The following is a 19,979-nucleotide window of genomic DNA, read 5'->3' as shown; positions in this document are numbered from 1 at the left end:
GCCAGAGGGGGGTGTTCAAGCGCGACCAAACGAGCCCTCACCCTGCCGACATCCGCGCCAGCTGCAAATCGACGAACTGAATGCCCCTGGCCGCCATACGCGCCCATTCGGAGCCGGCGTCGAGCTGGAGATAGCGCGACCAGTTCCGCCGTGCCTCGGCAAGGTTGCCGGCGTCGAATTCGAGCCGGGCAAGGTTGAACACCGCGTCGGCATAATTGGCATCGAGCGCGATTGCCTTTTGCAGGTGCCGGCGCGCCGAGGCGTCGCGGCCCTGCTCGGTCATCAGCCCGGCCAAATTGAACCAGGCCTCGACAAAGCCGGGGTCACATTTGATGGCGCGGGCATAGTCGTGCGCCGCCTCGACCGCATGGCCTGAGGCGCGCAGGCAGTTGGCGCGGTTGAAGGCGGCGATGGCGTCGGTCGGGTCGATGGCGAGGCAGCGCTGATAGAGCGCCGCCGCCTGTTCGTGGTCTTCAGCCTCTTCCGCCGCTTCGGCGTCGGCGAACAATTCTTCCAGCGTGTCATCGTCAGGCGTTCCCAGATCGAACAGCAGCTGGCCGTCGAGTTCGCTCTGGCCGCCTTCGAGGTAGATCTGATCTGCGCGCCCATGCTGCGAGCCGACATTGAGCGACTTGGCGGTGAGCGAGGCGACCGGGCCGGAGCGGTGCACCGAGCGTGCGATCGCTCCCCATGAGGCGCCGCCGGCAACCAGCCCGGCATATTTGCGAGCCAGGATCAGGTCGCGAAACGAATAGGGTTCGCAATCATGCTCGAAGGCATCGAAAAGCGACAACAAGTCGAGATCGGGTGCGGCCAACCGCGATTGATCGAGAATCGACTGCCGCGACAGGGCCGAAGCCTCCGGCGCCTTCATCAGCCCGAGCAGGCGCAAAAAACCGTTTTCGCTGATGAGCTTGCGGCCGGCCGTTCGCTCGGCGGCGACGCGGCGCTCGATCTCGGCCTCCCCTTTGGTGAGATACAAGCGGCCGAACACGACATGGCTGGTGCGCCTGTTAACGCCGCGCCGCAACTGGCCCTGCCGGCGCTCGACTTCACGCGCCGCCAGCCTCAGCGGGAACGCCGCCAGCGCGCCGATGGTGCCGAAGACGGTGCCGGCGAGAGCTGTCACGCCTTGCTCTTGCCGACGGCCTTCAGCAAATTGGCCTTGAGCGGGTTTTCCTTGGCCGCGCCGGCGGCAGCCTTGGCGGATTTCGCTGCAGGCTTGGCTGCCTCATCGGCCTTGCTCTTGCTCTTGGCCGGCGGCTTGGCCGACTGCGACAGGCTGGCCTTCAGCGCATCCATCAGATTGATCACGTTGCCGCGCTCGGGGGCGGCGGCGATGATCGGCTTGTGACCCTTGAGCTTCTCGCGGATCATCGCCATCAGCGCGATCTCGTAGCGGTCCTCGTAATTCTTCGGATCGAAGGTGGTTTCTTTCTGCTTGATCAGCGCTTCGGCGAGCTGCAGCATTTCCGGGTCGGGCTTGCCGGCCGGGATGTTGCCGAAATATTCAGCCGTGCCGCGCACTTCGTTCGGGTTCCTCAAGGTGCAGACGAACATGCCGTTCTCGCGCGCGCCGATGGTCACCACGCGTTCACGGCTGGACAGCACCAGCCGCGCGATCGCCAGCTTGCCGGACTTGCGCATCGCTTCGCGCAGCACCGCGAAAGTCTCCTCGGCCATGGCGCCGTCGGGCGCCAGGTAATAGGGCGCGTCCTGATAGATGACGTCGACCGATTGCTCGTCGACAAAGGCCTCGATGTTCATTGTGTGGTTGGATTCGATGCGCACCGCCTCGAGGTCGGCATCGTCGATGATGATGTACTGCTTGTCCTCGTATTCGTAGCCCTTGACCAGATCCGAGCGCTCGACCAGCCCGAGTTCGGGATCGACCGGCTTCATGTTGATGCGGTTGTGGGTGTCCTTGTGCAGCTGGTTGAAGCTGATCCGCTCGCTGGCGCTCGTCGCCGGATAAAGCCGGACCGGACAGCTGACGAGACTGAGCTTGAGGTAACCTTTCCAACTTGCCCTGGGCGCCATGAAAATCTCCTACGCGGCCGTGCACTGTCGAACTTCTCGCAGCGCTTCGTCCAAAGGACGAACGACGCTGCGCAAAACCTACATCGCCCTCACAATACCGGCAAATCCCTAGCGAAATCTTCCATGTCGGCCCAGGGATCGCCGGAGGTGGCCAGAAGGCCCGGCAGTGAAGAATAATTCAAATCTTCCGGAGCGTCGATGGATTCCAGATCGGACCAGCTCACCGGCGTCGAGGCCGGCAGGTTGGTGCGGGCGCGCAGCGAGTAAGGTGCCGCCGAGGTGTGGCCGCGCGCATTGCGGTGATAGTCAATGAAGATGCGCCGCTTGCGGTTTTCCTTGCCCATGGTGGTGGTGAAGGTGTCGGGCGCGGTGGCGGCCAATGCCGAGGAAATGGCGCTGGTCGCCTGGTGCAGTTTCTTCCAGTTCTGTTTTTGCGTCACCGGCACTGATATGTGGATGCCCTTGCCGCCCGAGGTTTTCGCAAACGGCACCAGTCCCAAAGCCTCGAGCCCGGCGCGGATATGCACCGCCGCTTCGACCACCTCGCGCCAGCTAACCCCCTCGCCGGGATCGAGGTCGAAGACGATCAGGTCGGGCTTGTCGAGCCGCGTGCGGTGGGTGCCCCAGGTGTGGAACTCGACGACGCCGAACTGCGCCAGCGCCAGATAGCCCTTGGCATCTTCCACCGACAAATAGGATTTGGTCTCGCCCTCGGAATTGGTCGCCTCGAAGGTCGCCACCGATGAAGGCATGCCGGTGAAGGCATGGCGCTGGAAGAAGCAGTCCTGCGGCTTGCCGGTCGGGCAGCGCACCAGCGACACCGGGCGGCCCAAAATATGCGGCAGCATGAAATCGCCGACCAGCGCGTAGTAGACGGCGATGTCGAGCTTGGTCGGTCCGGTCTTGCCGAACAGCCGCCGCGTCGGGTTGGTCACCCAGATCGTGGCGAGGTCAGCTTCGGCGATCAGCCGCTTGCGCTTGGCCGACACCGGCGTCGACAGGCCGACGTCGCGCAGTCCGCGGAACACCGCATGGCGCAGCGCATTATCGGCAGTGCGGTTGGCATAGTGGATATGGGCCGAAAGCAGCGGCCGCACCCAGTTCATTTCGCGCATGATCTCGCGTGGAACCCCTTCGGGTGCAGACGCGCCGGCGCGCAAGGGCTCGAGCCGGGCCAGCAGGTCGGCGGCGGTGGCGGCATCGAAGCCGGTGCCGACCTTGCCGCGATAGTGCAGTTCGCCATCCTCGAATTCGGCGAGGCCGAGTGCGGCCAGTCCCTCGGCTGCATTGGAGACGGTGTAGCCGGCGATGACGAAGTCGCCGTTCTTCAGCGCCTTGATCTTGGTCCAGGTCTTGGTGCGGCCGCTCTGGTAGATTGCCGTGGCGCGTTTGGAGACGACGCCTTCCAGTCCCATCTCGGAAGCCTGGTCGTAGAGCGCCTGGCCATCGCCTTCGACGTGGTCTGAGTACTGGATGGCGGAGTTGGCGCCCAAGCCGGACAGCAATTGCGACAGCAGCGCCTTGCGCCGGCCGAGCGGCGCTTTTCTCAGGTCCCAGCCGTCGAGATGCAACAGATCGAAGGCGTAGAAGTGGAGCTTGTTGCCGGCGCCTTCGGCCAGCGCGTCCTGCAAAAGAGCGAAGCGGCTGATGCCCTTGGCGTCGAGCACGACGATCTCGCCATCGATGACAGCCTCACGGCATGGCAGCCTGGCGAAGGCATGCGGCAGATCGCCATAGCGCCTGGTCCAGTCGAGGCCGGCGCGTGTGATCAGCCGCACCTCGCCCTCAGCCAGATGCGCCATGGTGCGATAGCCGTCGAACTTGATTTCGTGCAGCCAGATTTCGCCCGTGCGGCTCGCGGGGTCATCGCCGCCCGGCGGCTTCGGAACCTGCGTGGCCAGCTGCGGCTCGATCCGGGAAGGCGGCGGCGCCTTGACGGCGCCCGGCAAAGCGCCAGGCTTCAGCACGACGGGTTTCGCAGGTTTGGGGACCGGCTTCGGCGCTTCGACCAGTTCCTCGATGCGCCGTCCCGATTTGACGCTTTCCGGCCGCTCGGCAAGGATGTCGAGCGCCGGATCGGCGGCGAGATCGCGCTCCTTGAACAGCAGCCAGTTTTTCTTCTCGTCGCCGGGCTTGGCCTTTAGCCTGGTCAGCATCCAGCCGCCATTCAGCTTCTCGCCGGCGAGACGGAACTTGAAGGAACCGGTGCGCAGGCCCTTTTCGACATCGTCCATCGGCGCCCAGACGCCGGTGTCCCAGACGATCATCGGCCCGCCGCCATATTCCCCCTCGGGAATGACGCCTTCGAAGTCGATATATTCGAGCGGGTGGTCCTCGGTCTCGACCGCCAGCCGCTTGTCGGCGGGATTGAGCGACGGGCCGCGAGGCACAGCCCAGCTCTTCAGCACGTCGCCGACCTGCAAACGTAAGTCATAGTGGTCGGCAGTGGCATGGTGTTTGTGAACGACGAAGCGGTTGCCTTCTCCGGCAACCAGCCCGCCGGCGGGTTCCGGCGTCTTGCTGAATTCGCGCTTGGCGCGATAGGCCTTGAGTTTCGGCGTCATGTCCGCATGCCAGGCGGGATGCGGCGGCTGCGCAAAAACAAGGACTTGACCCGCATCGCTTGAATCACTTTGTCAGCATGCGGCAGGCCGATGTCGTGCCTCACACAGCTCAATCGTCGGTGGCCGGCGTCAATTCGAGCTCGGCCGGCGACAGACCCTGCTGGAGCTGGCTCAGCCGGAATTCGTCGACCCAGTAGGCCTCGCCTTCGACGAGGACACGCGCTTTGTAGGCGCCGGCGGAAAAGCTCTGTGCGGTGATATAGACCTTGTGGCGGTCGAGTACCTTGCGCACCGCGGCACGCTTGGAATTCTGGCTGGTGACGGAACTGGCCATGGACTCGCTCATACTCACACAACCGCAGGAAAAGGCGGCTGGCATAAGGATGGCCGAGACCGGGTGTTCTGTCAATTTCCGGGCACTGGGCAACACCGGGCAAGGCGCTTAGCGGAAAAGCTCACATGATCGTGCGATCAGCCTCGACCGAGCGACTGTGGAAACCGAGCGAGCGCTCTATATGGTCCTGACGCAATGGTCCTGACGCACACGAACCCTGACATTGTCCGGAGATCTCATCCATGACCTTGAGCACACGCAAGCTGGGCAGCCAAGGGCTGCAGGTATCGGTGATCGGCCTCGGCTGCATGGGCATGAGCCAGTCCTACGGCCCGGCCGACGAGGCGGAATCGATTGCCACACTGCACCGCGCCATCGAGCTCGGCTGCACCTTCTTCGATACGGCGGAAGTCTATGGCCCGCACACCAATGAGGCACTGCTCGGCCGCGCGCTGAAGGGCCGGCGCGACGAAGTGACGATCGCCACCAAATTCGGCTTCCGTATCGAAAACGGCAAGCAGATCGGCACTGACCGCAACAGCCGGCCCGAGCATATCCGTGAGGCGGTGGACGGCTCGCTCAGCCGGCTCGCCACCGACCATATCGACCTGCTCTACCAGCACCGCGTCGACCCGGCGGTGCCGATCGAGGATGTGGCGGGTGCTGTCAGCAAATTAATCACTGAAGGCAAGGTGCGCTTCTTCGGCCTGTCGGAGGCGGGTGCCGCCAACATCCGCCGGGCGCATGCCGTGCATCCGGTGTCGGCGGTGCAGAGCGAATATTCGCTGTGGGAACGCAACCTGGAACCGGAGATCATCCCGTTGCTCAGCGAACTCGGCATCGGCCTGGTGCCGTTCGCACCGCTTGGCCGCGGCTTTCTCACCGGCGACGTCAAGCGCGCCGAGGACTATCCGGAAGGCGACTTCCGGCGCGGCGACCCGCGCTACCAGGGCGCAAACTACGACGCCAATGTGCAGGCGGCCGGGATTGTCCGCGACATCGCGGCGGCCAAGGGCGTCAAGCCCGGCCAGATCGCGCTGGCCTGGCTGCTGCACAAGGGCAGCGACTTCGGCATTGACATCGTGCCGATCCCCGGCACCAAGCGCCGAAAGTACCTCGAGGAGAATGTCGCGGCCGCGGCGATCAAGCTCGACGCCGACGCAATGCAGGCGCTCGACGACGCGCTGGCGCCGGGCAAGGTCGCGGGTGAGCGCTACAATGAACGCGTCATGGTGACGATTGACCGGTAGTCTACGGCAGCTTCGCCAGTTCGGCAGCGTGGCGGATGGCAAGCAACGCCTCCCGGTTGGTCACCGGATAGCCTGTGATGAAGCGTTCGACCGAGAAGCCTGGAAATTCGGCTCTCAAGCGGGCCGCGGCGCGCGCCGCCTCGCCGGTCTCGCCCATGGCCGCATGCGAAAGCGCCAGGAACATCAGCACGTCCGGCGATTCCGGCGAACTCCTGCGGAGCGCCGCGACAGCTTCCCGATGCCTGCCGGCGGCAAACAGGATGCGGCCTTGCATGCCGAAATACCAGGGCGGGGCCAATGGATTGAGGCGCATGGCACGCTCGATGAGCGGGATCGCCTCGGCCGGATCGCCGGCGACAAGCGCTTTGCTGCCGGCCAGCAGCAGCAGTATGCCGGCGTGGTTGGAGCCGTATTCGAGAGCCCGCCGGTGCGCGCGCTCCGCTCCTTCGAGATCGCCAAGGCATGCCCTGACATTGCCAAGGCATGCGTGAGCGCAGCTGTCCGTCGGGTCGAGCCGCAAGGCGTTTTCGGCCGTGATCCGCCAGTTCTCGATCGACGTCAGCACGTCGTCGCCAAAGCCGTTGCAGGCCTCGACCGAATAGGCGTAAGCGAGTTCGGCCCAGCAGTTGGCGAAGGTAGGATCAAGCTCCAGCGCGCGTGAAAACAAGCGGATCGCCTCGGCATTTCCGGCGCGGCTGGACGTGGTGTGCTTTTCGAGGGCAAGCAGATAACAGTCGTAGGCCCGCAAGCTGGCCGGCGGCTTGCGGCGAGCCGCATTGCGGCCGACGGTGGCGAGCGTGCCGAAACTGCCGGCCAGCACATTGATGACGTTCTCGGTCAGGCTGTCCTGCAGCGCGAAAATGTCCTCGACCGGGCGGTCGTAGCGCTCCCTCCACAGGCTGACGCCGCTACGGGCATCGGCAAGCTCTATCGTCAAGCGAATCCTCTGGTCGTCCGCGCGCAACTGGCCCGACACAATATAGGTAGCGCCAAGCGCCTTGCCGTCCGCCTCGAAGTCGGCCGGCTTGCTGCCCAGCGATTTCATCGTGTGGAAGGCGATGACAGGCAAGCCCGCGTATCGTGCCAGGTCGATGGTGATGTCCGACGACAGGCCGTCGGCAAAGCGGCGCCAACGCTCTTCCGAATTCAGGCATTCGATCGGAAATATGGCGAGCACCGGCGGAGCGTCCGACGGGGGTGACAGCCCGTCCGGCCGAGCGCCGGAAGCGCCGGCAAAATACGCCGCGAGCCCGATCTTGGTGCGCACGCCAAGTTTTTCGTAGATGGCCGCAAGGTGGGTACGAACAGTTGTCGGGGCAATGAAAAGTGCATTGCCGATTTCGCGATAGGTCATGCCGGTTGCGAATTTTTCCGCGACCGCGCGCTCGCGACCCGACAAGGCATCGAGCGCCTGCGCTTTCGAAGCGTCGTTGAACGTCATGTGGAACCCATCCCCAGCGGAAGAATACCACAAATGCAGGAGGCCGAATACTGCATCTGCCCGATCCCGCCGCCGACGCACAAATTGCAAGATCGTTTGCCGCAACAAACTGCAATCAGGGGAGGTTTCCATGCGTCCTGTTTCGATAATGCTGGCATGCACGATCTTGAGTCTTTCCGCCGCCCAGTCGCCGTCGTTCGCAAGAGGATGCAGGCAGGTGCTGGAATCGGATGTGAAAATCACGAGCATGCGCGTCTATGCCGACGTCCTGGCCAATGCCGCCCGCAACGGCTGGGACTACACGCCTGAATCGATCGTCAGCGGCTCAAAGCGGCATTTCGAGGAGATGAAGCTCCAGTTGAACGACGCCGGCTATGAGATCGTGCCCGTCGGCGTCCGCCTGTATTGCAAACGGTGGGACAAGCTCGCCGCCCGCTAGCAACCAGCGATCCGCCCTTTGCGGCGCAAGCTTTGTCGAGACATTGATATGTCGAAGGTGCAGGCCAACTGTCTGCTTCTGCTTGCTGCTGCCTTTTGGGGCTTCGGCAATGTTGCGCAGAAGACTGTGCTGGATCATCTCGATCCGCTCAGCGCCGTGGGCATGCGCTGCCTGATCGCGGGGCTCATGGTCGCGCCGCTGACGATGCTCGAATGGGGAAGGAAATTCGGGCCCGGCTATTGGATGAGCCTCACCAAAGTCAGCGTTCTGTTTTCGATTTCGATCATCATCCAGCAGGTCTCCTATCTCGACACCTCAGTTACCAATGCGAGCTTCCTGGTGAGCACGGCAACGGTGATGACGCCACTCGCCGCCTGGTTGCTGATTGGCGAGCGCCCGACTGCTGTCGGCGGGCTTGCGGCTGCCATGACAGTGGTCGGTGTCTGGCTGCTGTCCGGAGGCTTGACCGCCAGCTCCAGCCAGGGCGATCTCGCTGCGATACTTTCGGCCGCGTGCTACGCGGTTTGGATGGTGGAGCTTGGCCGCCACATGCAGACCCACGGCGCGCCGGTCGCGGCGGCTGCCGCGCAATTTCTCGGCGCCGCCGTGCTCACCCTGCCGCTCGGCGCCCTCCAGGGTAATCTGTCGCTGGCAGCCATCAGCGATGCAGGGCCGGAACTCGCCGTGCTCGGCATCTTCTCGACCGGGGCCGCCTTCGGCATCCAGACGGTCGCTCAACGCTTCACATCCGCCAGCCATGCCGCGGTGATCGTCAGCGCGGAGAGCGTGTTCGGAGCGATTGGTGCTGCCATATTTCTAGGCGAGCGGCTGTCGCCGACCGGAGCAGTCGGTGCTGCGGTCGTATTTGGATCAATCACCTTGCTGTCGCTGACAACCGACAAAATCAGCAAGCCGGCGGTGGCAGATTGAGAGATTGTCGGGGCAGATGCGCGGTTGCGGACGCCTCGGCTTCAAGATCAAGGGGCCTCAGCCGAGCCTTGCCAGCTTTGCGGCGTCGCGTATGGCCTGCACGGCATCCGGGTTTGTCACGGGATAGGCTGAGATGAAGCGTTCGACCGAAAAGTCCGGGAATTCAGCGTTCAAGCGGGCTGCAATCCTGGCCGCCTCGCCGGTCTCGCTCTGTGCCGCATGCGCGAGCGCCAAAAACATCAGCACGTTCGGAGAATCCGGCGAACCTCTGCGGAGCGCCGCGACAGCCTCCCGATGCCTGCCGACGGCAAACAGGATGCGGCCCTGCATGCCGAAATACCAGCGCGGGGCCAGCGGATTGAGGCGCATGGCGCGCTCGATGAGCGGGATCGCCTCGGCCGGATCGCCGGCGACAAGGGCCTTGCTGCCGGCCAGCAGCGCCAGCGTGTCGGCGTGGTTGAAGCCGCATTCGAAGCCACGCTGATACGCGCGCTCTGCCCCCTCAAAGTCGCCGAGACATCCCTTGAGATCGCCAAGGCAGGTGTGGGCGGCGCTGTCCGTCGGGTCGAGCCGCAAGGCGTTTTCGACCGCCGTCCTCCAGTTCTCGATCGAGCCCGGCACATCGTCGCCAAAGCCATTGCAGGCCTCGATGGAATAGGCATAGGCAAGCTCGGTCCAGGCCCTGACCAGAGTTGGGTCAAGCTCCAGCGCGCGTGAAAACAGGCGGATTGCCTCCGCATTGCCGGCGCGGCTGAACGTGTTGTGCTGTTCGACGCCAAGCAGATAAAAGTCGTAGGCCCGCAAGCTGGCCGGCGGCTTGCGGCGAACCGCATTACGGCCGACCGTGGCCAGCGTTCCGTAACTGCCGGCCAGCACATTGATGACGTTCTCGGTCAGGCTGTCCTGCAGCGCGAAAATATCCGCGACCGGGCGGTCGTAGCGCTCGCTCCACAGGCTGACGCCGCTACGGGCATCGGCAAGTTCAATAGTCAAACGAACCCTCTGGTCGTCTGCGCGCAACTGGCCCGACACGATATAGGTAGCGCCAAGCGCCTTGCCGTCCGCCTCGAAGTCGGCCGGCTTGCTGCCCAGCGATTTCATCGTGTGGAAGGCGATGACAGGCAAATCCGCGTATCGCGCCAGGTCGATGGTGATGTCCGACGACAGACCGTCGGCAAAGCGGCGCCAACGCTCTTCCGAATTCAGGCATTCGATCGGAAATATGGCGAGCACCGGCGGAGCGTCCGACGGGGGTGATAGCCCGTCTGGCCGAGCGCCGGAGGCACCGGCAAAATGCGCTGCGAGGGCGACCTTGTTGCGGACGCCAAGCTTGTCGTAGATCGAGGCGAGATGGGTACGCACGGTCGACAGAGCGATGAACAGCGCCTCGCCGATCTCGCGATAGGTCAGGCCGGCGGCAAATTTCTCCGCCACCGCGCGCTCGCGGTCGGATAGAACCGGCGAAGACGCCGCAATGCGGTTCATGCCAAATTTCCTGCCACCGGACGGAGAGATGGGTTCAACTGCTGTCGACGCAGAATACTACAAATGGAGAACCTAAACACCGCATCTGACCGATTGTGATGTCGCGCTTCGAAGCCGAAAGCTTCTCGCACGCCCCTGCGACCAGCCGCCGCGGCTCCATTCGATTTCAGCACAATATCAGCATCCGTTCAGGACGCGGACGCCATGTCGCGGCGATGCTCCCGGGAGACAAACCCGATGAGCGGCCATGACAATTGCCCTGACAGAAGACCTCCTCGCCAGGATCGATCGCAAGATCGAAGACGCCGGCCCGGCGCCTGGACTGCGCAATCTGGAGGATCGCGACTATGTCGGCATTCGCAAGCAACTGCTTGCAGGACGCCCGCGTGACGTCTGGGTTTTCGCCTATGGCTCCCTGCTGTGGAACCCATGCTTCGAGTTCGTCGAGGAGCGACCGGCAACCGTGCATGGCTGGCATCGGCGATTTTCGCTGTGGCTGACCCGCTGGCGCGGCACGCGCGAGCGACCCGGGCTAATGCTTGCGCTCGACCGTGGCGGCAGCTGCCGCGGTGTCGTCTACCGCCTCCCCGACCAGGATATCGACGCGGCAATCGACCGGCTGCTGCGCCGGGAGATGAGTGCCAACCCGCCGACCAACATTCCGCGCTGGGTCTCGGTTCGAGGCGCGGCTGGGAATTTGCGAGCCATCGCCTTCGTCGCCGACCGGAATGGCCCTGCCTATGCCGCAGGCCTGAACGAGCAGACCACGGTGGAAATCCTGTCGCTCGCCGCCGGTCACATCGGAAGCTGCGCCGACTATCTGCGCCGCACCGTCGTTCAGCTCGAAGCCCGCAACATCCGCGACGCGACGCTATGGCGGCTGCAGGGCAAGGTCGCCGCCTACCTCAGATCATTGCAATCCGGCACGCCCTTGCCGGCACCAACCGTGGAGATCGATTATGCATGCGAAGGTTGAAGGATCATTCCTCCCGTCGGTCCTGGCACGGGAAGCCGTGCACCGGATCCTGTCGACGGGCAACGTTGAATTCTGTGGCGGCGAAACGGCTCAGATGCTGCACTATCTCGACCGGCTGATGCCGAGTGAGACAGCCATGATTCCTGCCGAAACGATTCCTGCAGAAACGAGGCCGCGCCTGTGGCAGCGCCTTTCCCGCATCTTTCGGGCTTGACCTTTACCGGCTTATGCGGCTCCGATGATCGTTGCGCAATCAGGCGCAGCGGTGGTGCAGGAGCTTGGCACACCAGGTCGGCAGCTCGGTTCTCGATCTCGACCGCGGCACATTGCGGCGTGACGGCGAGATCGTGCCGGTGCGGCCAAAGACCTTCGACCTGCTGGCCTTCCTGGTGCGCAATCCCGGCCGTGTGCTGAGCAAGGACGAACTGTTCCAGGCCGTCTGGCCCAGCACCATCGTGACAGAGGATTCGCTCACGCAATGCATTCGCGATGTGCGCAAATGCATAGGCGACGCAGTCGCTGGTTCGCACCGTGCCCCGGCGCGGCTACATGTTCCAGGCTGCCGACGACCTGTCCGCTTCGCTGCCGCCGGCCAGCGCTGCGGTTCAGATTGAACGAGCGCCCGAGCCGATGGTCGCCATCCTGCCGTTTCGCGTTAATATTGACAATGCGACGGCAAAGCCGCTCTTCGACGGCGCGGTCGAGGAGATCATCAACGCGCTTTCCTACTTTAAGACCATCGCGGTGCTGGCGCGCCATTCGGCCTTCGCGCTTGCCGAACATTCCGACCAGGACATCTGGGCGACCGCTGAGCGTCTCGGCGCCGACTATGTTGCGGAAGGCAGCGTCGAGAGCGCTGAGGATGGTTACAGCACGCACGTCGTGCTGTCCGAGACAGCGTCCGGCCGGCGCATCTGGGCGCAGGCATTTTCGTTCAGGACCAGCGATATCTTCGTCTTTCAAAGGATGGTGGCGCAACGGATCGCGACCGCGCTGGTCGCCAACATCGAGAGCGCGGCGATGCGGCGCATGTCCCCCGCGCCCGCCGCCAACATCGAAGCCTACGTCCATATCTTGCGCGGCATCGCGCTGCTGCGCAGCTATGGCGAGGGCGTCAACCAGCAGGCCCGCGAACACCTGCTGAAGGCGCTCGAACGCGATCCGGATTCGGGGCTCGCTCACGCCTATCTCGCCTTGGCGGACACGATCATAGGCGGCTATGGCGGCGCGCCTCGCGCCTTGCTCGATCAGGCGCGAGACCGGGCCTTGCATGCCACTGCACTCAGCCCGGACGAGGCACGTTGCCACCGCATCCTGGCCTTGATCCTTCTCTACCTGGCCGAATTCGACGCCGCCGCACGCCATTTCGCGCGCGCATTGGATCTGAACCCCTATGATGCCGACACGTTGGCCCAGACGGGCTTTTTCGAGGTGATACGCGGCCATGGCGAGGCCGGTCTGGTGCTGCTGGACCAGGCGATCCAACTCAATCCGATGCATCCCGCCTGGTATTATTACGACCGGGGTGAGGCCCTGCTTGTCCTTGGTCGCTACCCGGAAGCGGTGGCGTCTTTTTCCTGCCTTCCGCGAAAGAGTGCCTGGCAATGGGCGCGGCTGGCGGCTTGTCACGCGCTTGACGGCAATATCGACAAGGCAAGGGCCTGCGCTAGGGAAGGCCGCCGCCTAAACCCCGGCCTGACCGTACAGGCAATCATGGCGGACCTTCACATGATGCGCTTGGAAGATCGGGAGCGGATACGATCCGGTCTCGCGCTGGCCGGATGGGATGAAGCGCAAACGCCAGAAGCGCCATTACCGACAACACTATGAGCAGCACCGGCGGCGTTGGGCGCATGACGCGGCTATGAGTCGAATCCTGCCGTTCTTGCGCAAACCTCCGGCCTTGGCTAGCATCCGCCCGCCGGCGCCGAGCGGAGGAGAACGTCGCGGTGGACCGGCTGGAGCGCCGTTGCGTCCCCTTGGGCGCTCAAAGGACACTCCATTTTGAATCGACGCAGGAACCTGGCGGAGATCCATTCCGGTTTTCGGGGTCATGCGCTCATGTGGAGGAGACCAAATTGATGAACAGACGTGAATTCCTGCTGTCGTCCGTGGCGATGGGCACATTGGCGCTGGCCGCTCCGCAACTGGCTTTCGCTCAGGACAAGCTGACCATCCTAGGTTCGGTGCCGAACCTCGGCTTTCCGTTCTTCGTTCACATGCTGAACCAGATCAAGGCGGAGGCGCAGGCGCAAGGCGTCAACCTGACCGAGAGCGACGGCCAGAATTCGGCGCCAAAGCAGACCGCCGATATCGAGGCGGCGCTTGTGCAGAAGGTCGACGCCATCGTCATCTCGCCGCTCGACGTCAACGCGCTGGCGCCGGCCATCGAGCAAGCGGTCCAGGCCGGCATTCCCGTCGTCACCATCGACCGCCGCGTCGACGGCGTCGAAGGCATCCTCGCCCATGTCGGCGCCGACAATGTCAAGGGCGGCGAGGCCGAGGCGCAGGCCATGGTGGCGGCGTTCCCGAACGGTGCCAAGATCTTCCATTTGCAGGGCCAGCCCGGCGCCGGCCCGGCGATCGACCGCAACAAGGGCGTGCACAACGTGCTCGATCCGCTGAAGGACAAATACCAGATCGTCTTCGAGCAGACCGCCAACTTCGCCCGCGCCGAGGCGCTGTCCGTCACCGAGGCCGGCCTTGCCGCCAACGGCAAGCCCGACGCGATCATCTGCGCCAATGACGACATGGCGCTTGGCGCGGTTGAAGCGTGTGCGGCGCGCAACTTCACCGACGTCAAGATCTACGGCTTCGATGCGCTACCCGAAGCGCTGGTCGCCGTGCGCGACGGCAAGTTGGCCGGCACGGTCGAACAGTTCCCCGGCGAGCAGTCGCGCACCGCGGTGCAGATCGCCGTCGCCTATGCCAAGGACAAGACCGAGCCGAAGGAAAAGCTCGTCCTGCTGACGCCGATCGTCATCGGCAAGGACAATCTCGACAAGGCTGAAAGGCTTGGCGAGACGAAGTAGGGCGACGCCGAGGGCGCATAGCGGCAAAAGTAGCGTTCTGCCGCGCCCCCCTCTGCCCTGCCGGGCATCTCCCCCACTTGGGGGTCAGTTGGGGGGAGATTGGCAGCTTCGACGCCGGCTCTCCCTCTGCAACATTGGTGATTGGCGAAACCAGTGATGAAGGCGCAATCTCCCCCCTTGTGGGGGAGATGTCCGGCAGGACAGAGGGGGGCGCTGTCCCGCCAACCTTGTGTAACAATCGGAACGATCGATCTCATCTTTCAGGGAGGATTTTTTGTCTCCAGCAGAAGCCGCAGCGCTGTCGCCATCGCCCGCCCTCCTCGCCGTAGAGGGCGTGACCAAGCGCTTTGCCGGCGTGACCGCGCTCAGCGATGTCTCGCTCGAGGTTCGGCCCGGCGAAATCCTCGGCCTGCTCGGCGAGAACGGCGCCGGCAAGTCGACGCTGCTCAAGATCCTGTCCGGCGTGATGCCGCCCTCCAGCGGACGCATCGTCTTCGACGGCGTCGAATTCAGTCCCCACAACCCGCAGGACGCCAAGCGCCTCGGCATCGTCACCATCTACCAGGAACTGAGCCTGATCCCGACGCTCACCGTGGCGGAGAATATTTTTATCGGCCGCGCGCCGCTCGGGCCGCTCGGCCTGGTCAGCTGGCGGAAGATGGAGGAAGATTCGCGCGGCATCATCGCCCGCGTCGGTCTGAATATCGATCCGGCGACACCGGTGTCGGCACTGTCTGTCGCCGAACAGCAGCTGGTCGAGATCGCCCGCGCGCTGTCGCTGAAGAGCCGCCTCATCATCATGGACGAGCCGACCTCGGCGCTGACCGAAACCGAAGTGCAGAAGCTGATGTCGATTATGGGCCGGTTGCGCAAGGATGGCGTCGCCATCATGTTCGTCACCCACAGGCTGGAAGAGGCCTCTGCCATCTGCGACCGCATGACGGTGCTGCGCGACGGCAGGCTGGCCGGTCATCTCGACCGCGACGGCGGGCCGATCAAGCTGCCGAAAATCATCGAGAAGATGGTCGGCCGCGCCGCGTCCGAGCTTTATGCCAGGCCGACGCTGCGCGACGTCGCCGGCGACGTCAGGCTCTCCGTGCGCGGCCTGCGCACGGTGCGCGATCCGCAGGCGCCGCACGCCATCGTGCTCGAAGGCGTCGATCTCGACCTCAAGGCGGGCGAGATCCTCGGCGTCGCCGGCCTCGTCGGCTCCGGCCGCACCGAGCTCGCGCGCGCCATCTTCGGCGCCGACCGCATTGCCGCCGGCACCATCACGCTCGACGGCAAGCCGATCACGCCTGAAACACCCGCCGACGCCATCGCGCTCGGCATCGGCCTGGTGCCGGAAGACCGCAAGCACCAGGCGATCTTCGCCGCGCTCGGCATCCTGACCAATTTTTCCATCGCCGCGCTCGGCCGCTACTCCAACGCCGCCGGCTTCATGGCCGAGCGCCGCGAGCGCGAAGCGCTGGCAAGCTACAGGAAGACGCTGTCGATCCGCATGGCCTCGCCCGAGCAGCCCATAGAGGGGCTGTCCGGCGGCAACCAGCAGAAGGTCATCCTTGCCCGCTGGCTGGCGCGCGACCCCAAGGTGCTGATTGTCGATGAACCGACACGCGGCGTCGATGTCGGCGCCAAGGCCGAGGTGCACCAGATCCTGGTGCAACTCGCAGCGCGCGGCATCGCCATCATGATGATCTCGTCCGAACTGCCGGAGGTGCTTGCGGTGTCGGACAGGATCGTCACCATGCGGCGCGGACGCATCACCGGCGAGATGCCCGGCATCGAGGCGACCGAGGAAAAACTGATGGAACTGATGGCGCTCGATCAAACGCAGGAAGCGACGCAATGACCAGCACGACCGAACAGACCCAGCGCGGCGGCATCAATGTCGCGCGCCTGCTGATGAGCTTCGGCCCGCTGATGTTCCTGGCGCTGCTGATCGTTGTTTTCACCGTCCTGAAGCCGAGCTTCATCGACCCCATCAACATCTTCAACATCATGCGGCAGATCTCGATCACCGGGCTGATCGCGCTCGGCATGACCTTCGTCATCCTCACTGCCGGCATCGACCTGTCGGTCGGTTCGCTGCTGGCTTTCTGCGGCATGGTCGCGGCAGTGGTGGCCAAGGGCGGCACCGCCAACACGCTGTCGCTGTCGACGTCCGGCACGCAAGGCTTTGGCTGGTTCGCAGCGCTATTGGCTGCCGTCGTCGTCGGTGCCATGGCCGGCGGCGTCCAGGGCTTTGCCATCACCAGGCTGAAGGTGCCGCCCTTCGTCGTCACGCTTGGCGGCCTCACCGTCTTTCGCGGCCTGACGCTGACGATCTCCAACGGCGGCCCGATCTCCGGCTTCGACGCCTCGATGCGCTGGTTCGGCACCGGGCTGATCGGCCCGGTCCCGGTGCCGGCGATCATTTTCGCGGCGGCGGCGATCCTCTGCCACATCGTCTTGCGCTACACGCGCTACGGCCGCGCCGTCTACGCGGTCGGCGGCAATGCCGAGGCGGCGCGGCTGTCGGGCCTGCGCGTCGACCGTATCCTGATCTCGGTCTATGTCATCGTCGGCTTCTTCGCCGGCCTCGCCGCCTTCGTGCTGTCGGCGAGGCTCAATTCATCGGAAGCCGTCGCCGGCATCGGCTACGAGCTGACGGTGATCTCGGCGGTCGTCATCGGCGGCACCTCGCTGTTCGGTGGCATCGGCTCGGTCGGCGGCACGGTGGTGGGTGCGGCACTGATCGGCGTGCTGCAGAATGGGCTGCAGTTCAACAACGTCTCGTCCTACACCCAGAGCATCGTCATCGGCCTGATCCTCATCCTCGCCGTGGCCTTCGACCGCTGGCTGAAATCGCGGGTGAGACGATGATCCGAGGCGCGAAGGATGCGATGCAATAAACTGCCGGGGAGGTAGCGATGACTCAAATCAGGGCCATGACCGAACGGGACGTGCCGTCGGTGTCGCGGCTCCTTGGAGAGTCCTGGCGCCGGACCTACTCGCCAATCATCGGTGCCGAGACCACGGCACGCATCTCGGACGACTACCACGCGCCGCAGAAGATCGCGGCGGAACTGGCAGACGACAACAAGATGTCTTTCGTTGCGGAACGGCCGGACGGCTCTATCGCCGGCTACGCGATGGCCGAGATGGATGAAACCGGCAACGTCATGCTCGACCGGCTCCACATCGACAACAGCGAGTTCGGCACAGGGCTGGCCGCCGATATGCTGCACGCCGTCCTTGCCGCTCATTCGGGAATTCCCAGCATCGCGCTTGAAGTGATCGAGGGGAACGACCGGGCGCTGGCCTTTTATCGCAAGCACGGGTTCGAAGTGGTCGAGCGCAGGCCTTCGTCCCACGGCGCGGAAGGCCATGCGTCGTTCATCATGCGCAGGCCCTTGCCACGAGCTTAGGCGCGCGTGTTCCTGCGCTCGGCGCGCTTCGTCTTCCACTCAGGCCGGAGCATTAACGCGCTGCGAACGCACCGCTCGCGACCGTCCCATTCGTCTGCGGTGCAAGAAGATCGTTGCGGCGGGCCATGAAGGTCGCGCGCCGTCTACTCCTTGCCGGCTCCCAATCGCTGAGCCGACAGGAACATCAACGTATAGGCCGCCTTGCGACGGTCCCAGCCGGCCGACTCGACCGCGTCCAGCAATCCGTCGACAAGCGGCGCCAGCGCCGTCTTGCACTCCGTTTCATAGTTGAAATCGGTCTTGGAAAGGGTCGGCGCCGCGATCTTTCCAAAACTGTTCATCATGTCCATGGCAACACCTGCATATGATCCGGGCAAGGCCGTGCCCGCCTTCGCGTCGGCGGGCACGGCCGTTTGTCCTTAGAAGCCTGGCGTCAGTAATCCATGCCGGCACCGGCAGGCATCGCCGGAGCGGCCGCTTCCTTCTTCGGCTTCTCAGCCACCATCGCCTCGGTGGTCACCAGCAGGCCGGCCACCGACGCGGCGTCCTGGAGAGCGGCGCGCACCACCTTGGCCGGGTCGATCACGCCCTGCCCGTAGAGGTCGCCGAACTCATTGGTCTGGGCGTTCCAGCCATAGCCGAATTCGGTCTTCTCGCGCAGCTTGCCGACAATGATCGAACCCTCGGCGCCGGCATTCTCGGCGATCTGGCGCACCGGCTGTTCGATGGCCCGACGCACGATCTCGACGCCGGTCTTCTGGTCGGGATTGTCGACGGCGACATTGTCGAGCGCCTTCGCCGCCCTGAGCAGCGCCACGCCGCCGCCGGGCAGTATGCCTTCCTCGACCGCAGCGCGGGTGGCGTGCATGGCGTCGTCGACGCGGTCCTTGCGCTCCCTGACCTCGACCTCGGTCGAGCCACCGACGCGGATGACGGCGACGCCGCCGGCGAGCTTGGCCAGCCGCTCCTGCAGCTTCTCACGGTCGTAGTCGGAGGTGGTCTCCTCGATCTGCGCCTTGATCTGGCTGATGCGCGCCTGGATTTCATCCTTGCGGCCGGCACCGTCGACGATGGTGGTGTTCTCCTTCTCGATCAGCACCTTCTTGGCGCGGCCGAGCATCTCCAATGTGACGTTTTCGAGCTTGATGCCGAGATCCTCGCTGATTGCCGTGCCGCCGGTCAGGATGGCAATGTCTTCCAGCATCGCCTTGCGGCGGTCACCAAAACCCGGCGCCTTGACGGCGGCAACCTTCAGGCCACCGCGCAGCTTGTTGACGACCAGCGTCGCCAGCGCCTCGCCTTCGACATCCTCGGCAATGATCAGCAGCGGCTTGCTCGATTGCACTGCGGCTTCGAGCACCGGAAGCATGGCCTGCAGGTTGGACAGCTTCTTCTCGTGGATCAGCACATAGGGCTCTTCGAGCTCGACACGCATCTTGTCCTGGTTGGTGATGAAATAGGGGCTGAGATAGCCGCGATCGAATTGCATGCCCTCGACCACTTCCAGCTCAGTCTCGGCGGTCTTGGCCTCCTCGACCGTGATGACGCCCTCATTGCCGACCTTTTCCATCGCTTCGGCGAGGAAGCGGCCGATCTCGGCATCGCCATTGGCCGAGATGGCGCCGACCTGGGCGATCTCGTCGTTCCGGGTCACCTTGCGGGCATTGGCCTTGAGTTCAGCGACGATGGCGTCGACCGCCTTGTCGATGCCGCGCTTCAGGTCCATCGGATTCATGCCGGCGGCAACTGCCTTGGCGCCTTCCTGGACGATCGACTGAGCCAGAACGGTCGCGGTCGTTGTGCCGTCGCCGGCGACGTCGCTTGTCTTCGACGCCACCTCGCGCACCATCTGCGCGCCCATGTTCTCGAACTTGTCCTCAAGCTCGATTTCCTTTGCGACGGTAACGCCGTCCTTGGTAATGCGCGGGGCGCCGAATGACTTGTCGAGGATGACGTTGCGGCCCTTGGGACCGAGCGTCACCTTCACCGCATTGGCGAGGATATCGACGCCGCGCAACATCTTCTCGCGGGCTTCGGTATGGAATTTCACATCCTTGGCAGCCATTGGATAACTCCTT

General features: G+C 64.3%; 19 protein-coding genes. 11 read left to right on the top strand and 8 right to left on the bottom strand.

Going from position 1 to position 19,979, the window contains the following annotated elements; genetic code table 11:
- Positions 1–37: 37 nt before the first annotated feature.
- From BQ8482_RS12200 to BQ8482_RS12185, 4 genes are all read right to left on the bottom strand, one after another.
- Positions 38–1,129, bottom strand: coding sequence for a tetratricopeptide repeat protein (locus BQ8482_RS12200; RefSeq protein ID WP_123147862.1), 1,092 nt, complete (start codon positions 1,127–1,129; stop codon positions 38–40).
- Positions 1,126–2,040 carry a non-homologous end joining protein Ku gene (gene ku / locus BQ8482_RS12195; protein ID WP_123147861.1) on the bottom strand — a complete coding sequence of 305 codons (915 nt, stop codon included), beginning with the start codon at positions 2,038–2,040 and terminating at the stop codon, positions 1,126–1,128. The genes BQ8482_RS12200 and ku overlap by 4 nt, the downstream gene beginning before the upstream one ends.
- Positions 2,041–2,129: 89 nt before the next feature.
- Positions 2,130–4,604: a DNA ligase D gene (gene ligD / locus BQ8482_RS12190; protein WP_123147860.1), complete on the bottom strand. Its 2,475-nt coding sequence runs from the start codon at positions 4,602–4,604 to the stop codon at positions 2,130–2,132.
- 109 nt (positions 4,605–4,713) lie between these two features.
- The gene (locus tag BQ8482_RS12185; protein ID WP_123147859.1) at positions 4,714–4,938 is read right to left on the bottom strand and encodes a hypothetical protein; all 225 of its coding nucleotides are present in this window, start codon (positions 4,936–4,938) and stop codon (positions 4,714–4,716) included.
- A gap of 242 nt (positions 4,939–5,180) precedes the next feature.
- Here BQ8482_RS12185 and BQ8482_RS12180 point away from each other — a divergent pair, with 242 nt between their 5' ends.
- A complete protein-coding gene (locus tag BQ8482_RS12180; protein WP_123147858.1) occupies positions 5,181–6,188 on the top strand; it encodes an aldo/keto reductase in 1,008 nt (335 codons plus the stop codon).
- A gap of 1 nt (position 6,189) precedes the next feature.
- Here the strand turns inward: BQ8482_RS12180 and BQ8482_RS12175 are convergent, their stop codons facing one another.
- Complete coding sequence (locus BQ8482_RS12175) at positions 6,190–7,629, bottom strand: tetratricopeptide repeat protein (protein WP_123147857.1); 1,440 nt, start codon at positions 7,627–7,629, stop codon at positions 6,190–6,192.
- A 232-nt stretch (positions 7,630–7,861) separates the two neighbouring features.
- Between BQ8482_RS12175 and BQ8482_RS12170 the strand changes: the two genes are divergently transcribed.
- The gene (locus BQ8482_RS12170) at positions 7,862–8,068 is read left to right on the top strand and encodes a hypothetical protein (RefSeq protein ID WP_133254753.1); all 207 of its coding nucleotides are present in this window, start codon (positions 7,862–7,864) and stop codon (positions 8,066–8,068) included.
- 48 nt (positions 8,069–8,116) lie between these two features.
- Positions 8,117–8,998, top strand: a complete 882-nt coding sequence (locus tag BQ8482_RS12165; RefSeq protein WP_123147855.1) for a DMT family transporter — start codon at positions 8,117–8,119, stop codon at positions 8,996–8,998.
- A 57-nt stretch (positions 8,999–9,055) separates the two neighbouring features.
- Here the strand turns inward: BQ8482_RS12165 and BQ8482_RS12160 are convergent, their stop codons facing one another.
- Entirely contained in the window at positions 9,056–10,483 is a 1,428-nt protein-coding gene (locus BQ8482_RS12160) for a LuxR C-terminal-related transcriptional regulator (RefSeq protein WP_123147854.1), read from the bottom strand.
- 247 nt (positions 10,484–10,730) lie between these two features.
- Between BQ8482_RS12160 and BQ8482_RS12155 the strand changes: the two genes are divergently transcribed.
- The 8 genes from BQ8482_RS12155 to BQ8482_RS12115 all read left to right on the top strand — a co-directional run bounded on the left by BQ8482_RS12155 (position 10,731) and on the right by BQ8482_RS12115 (position 17,901).
- On the top strand, positions 10,731–11,459 hold the full coding sequence (locus tag BQ8482_RS12155) for a gamma-glutamylcyclotransferase (protein WP_123147853.1): 729 nt from the start codon (positions 10,731–10,733) through the stop codon (positions 11,457–11,459).
- Positions 11,443–11,673 carry a hypothetical protein gene (locus BQ8482_RS12150; RefSeq protein ID WP_123147852.1) on the top strand — a complete coding sequence of 77 codons (231 nt, stop codon included), beginning with the start codon at positions 11,443–11,445 and terminating at the stop codon, positions 11,671–11,673. The genes BQ8482_RS12155 and BQ8482_RS12150 overlap by 17 nt, the downstream gene beginning before the upstream one ends.
- A 64-nt stretch (positions 11,674–11,737) precedes the next feature.
- Positions 11,738–12,073: a winged helix-turn-helix domain-containing protein gene (locus BQ8482_RS12145; RefSeq protein ID WP_165848530.1), complete on the top strand. Its 336-nt coding sequence runs from the start codon at positions 11,738–11,740 to the stop codon at positions 12,071–12,073.
- Positions 12,009–13,289 (top strand): tetratricopeptide repeat protein, encoded by a 1,281-nt coding sequence (locus BQ8482_RS12140; RefSeq protein WP_123147850.1) that lies wholly within the window; start codon positions 12,009–12,011, stop codon positions 13,287–13,289. The genes BQ8482_RS12145 and BQ8482_RS12140 overlap by 65 nt, the downstream gene beginning before the upstream one ends.
- Before the next feature lie 251 nt (positions 13,290–13,540).
- Complete coding sequence (locus tag BQ8482_RS12135) at positions 13,541–14,491, top strand: substrate-binding domain-containing protein (RefSeq protein ID WP_123147879.1); 951 nt, start codon at positions 13,541–13,543, stop codon at positions 14,489–14,491.
- 274 nt (positions 14,492–14,765) lie between these two features.
- A complete protein-coding gene (locus tag BQ8482_RS12125) occupies positions 14,766–16,343 on the top strand; it encodes a sugar ABC transporter ATP-binding protein (protein ID WP_165848529.1) in 1,578 nt (525 codons plus the stop codon).
- Positions 16,340–17,356, top strand: coding sequence for an ABC transporter permease (locus tag BQ8482_RS12120; RefSeq protein ID WP_095493213.1), 1,017 nt, complete (start codon positions 16,340–16,342; stop codon positions 17,354–17,356). The genes BQ8482_RS12125 and BQ8482_RS12120 overlap by 4 nt, the downstream gene beginning before the upstream one ends.
- Positions 17,357–17,403: 47 nt before the next feature.
- Complete coding sequence (locus tag BQ8482_RS12115; RefSeq protein ID WP_123147849.1) at positions 17,404–17,901, top strand: GNAT family N-acetyltransferase; 498 nt, start codon at positions 17,404–17,406, stop codon at positions 17,899–17,901.
- Between the two features lie 143 nt (positions 17,902–18,044).
- Here BQ8482_RS12115 and BQ8482_RS12110 read toward each other — a convergent pair whose 3' ends face one another.
- Together BQ8482_RS12110 and groL are read right to left on the bottom strand one after the other, a co-directional pair.
- Positions 18,045–18,308, bottom strand: coding sequence for a hypothetical protein (locus tag BQ8482_RS12110; protein WP_123147848.1), 264 nt, complete (start codon positions 18,306–18,308; stop codon positions 18,045–18,047).
- A gap of 26 nt (positions 18,309–18,334) precedes the next feature.
- On the bottom strand, positions 18,335–19,966 hold the full coding sequence (groL, locus tag BQ8482_RS12105) for a chaperonin GroEL (protein WP_123147847.1): 1,632 nt from the start codon (positions 19,964–19,966) through the stop codon (positions 18,335–18,337).
- Between the last annotated feature and the right edge of the window lie 13 nt (positions 19,967–19,979).

The organism is Mesorhizobium delmotii (assembly GCF_900149755.1).
In the GTDB taxonomy this organism is placed as follows: Bacteria; Pseudomonadota; Alphaproteobacteria; order Rhizobiales; family Rhizobiaceae; genus Mesorhizobium; species Mesorhizobium delmotii.
This window is presented reverse-complemented; position numbering and strand designations above follow the sequence as displayed.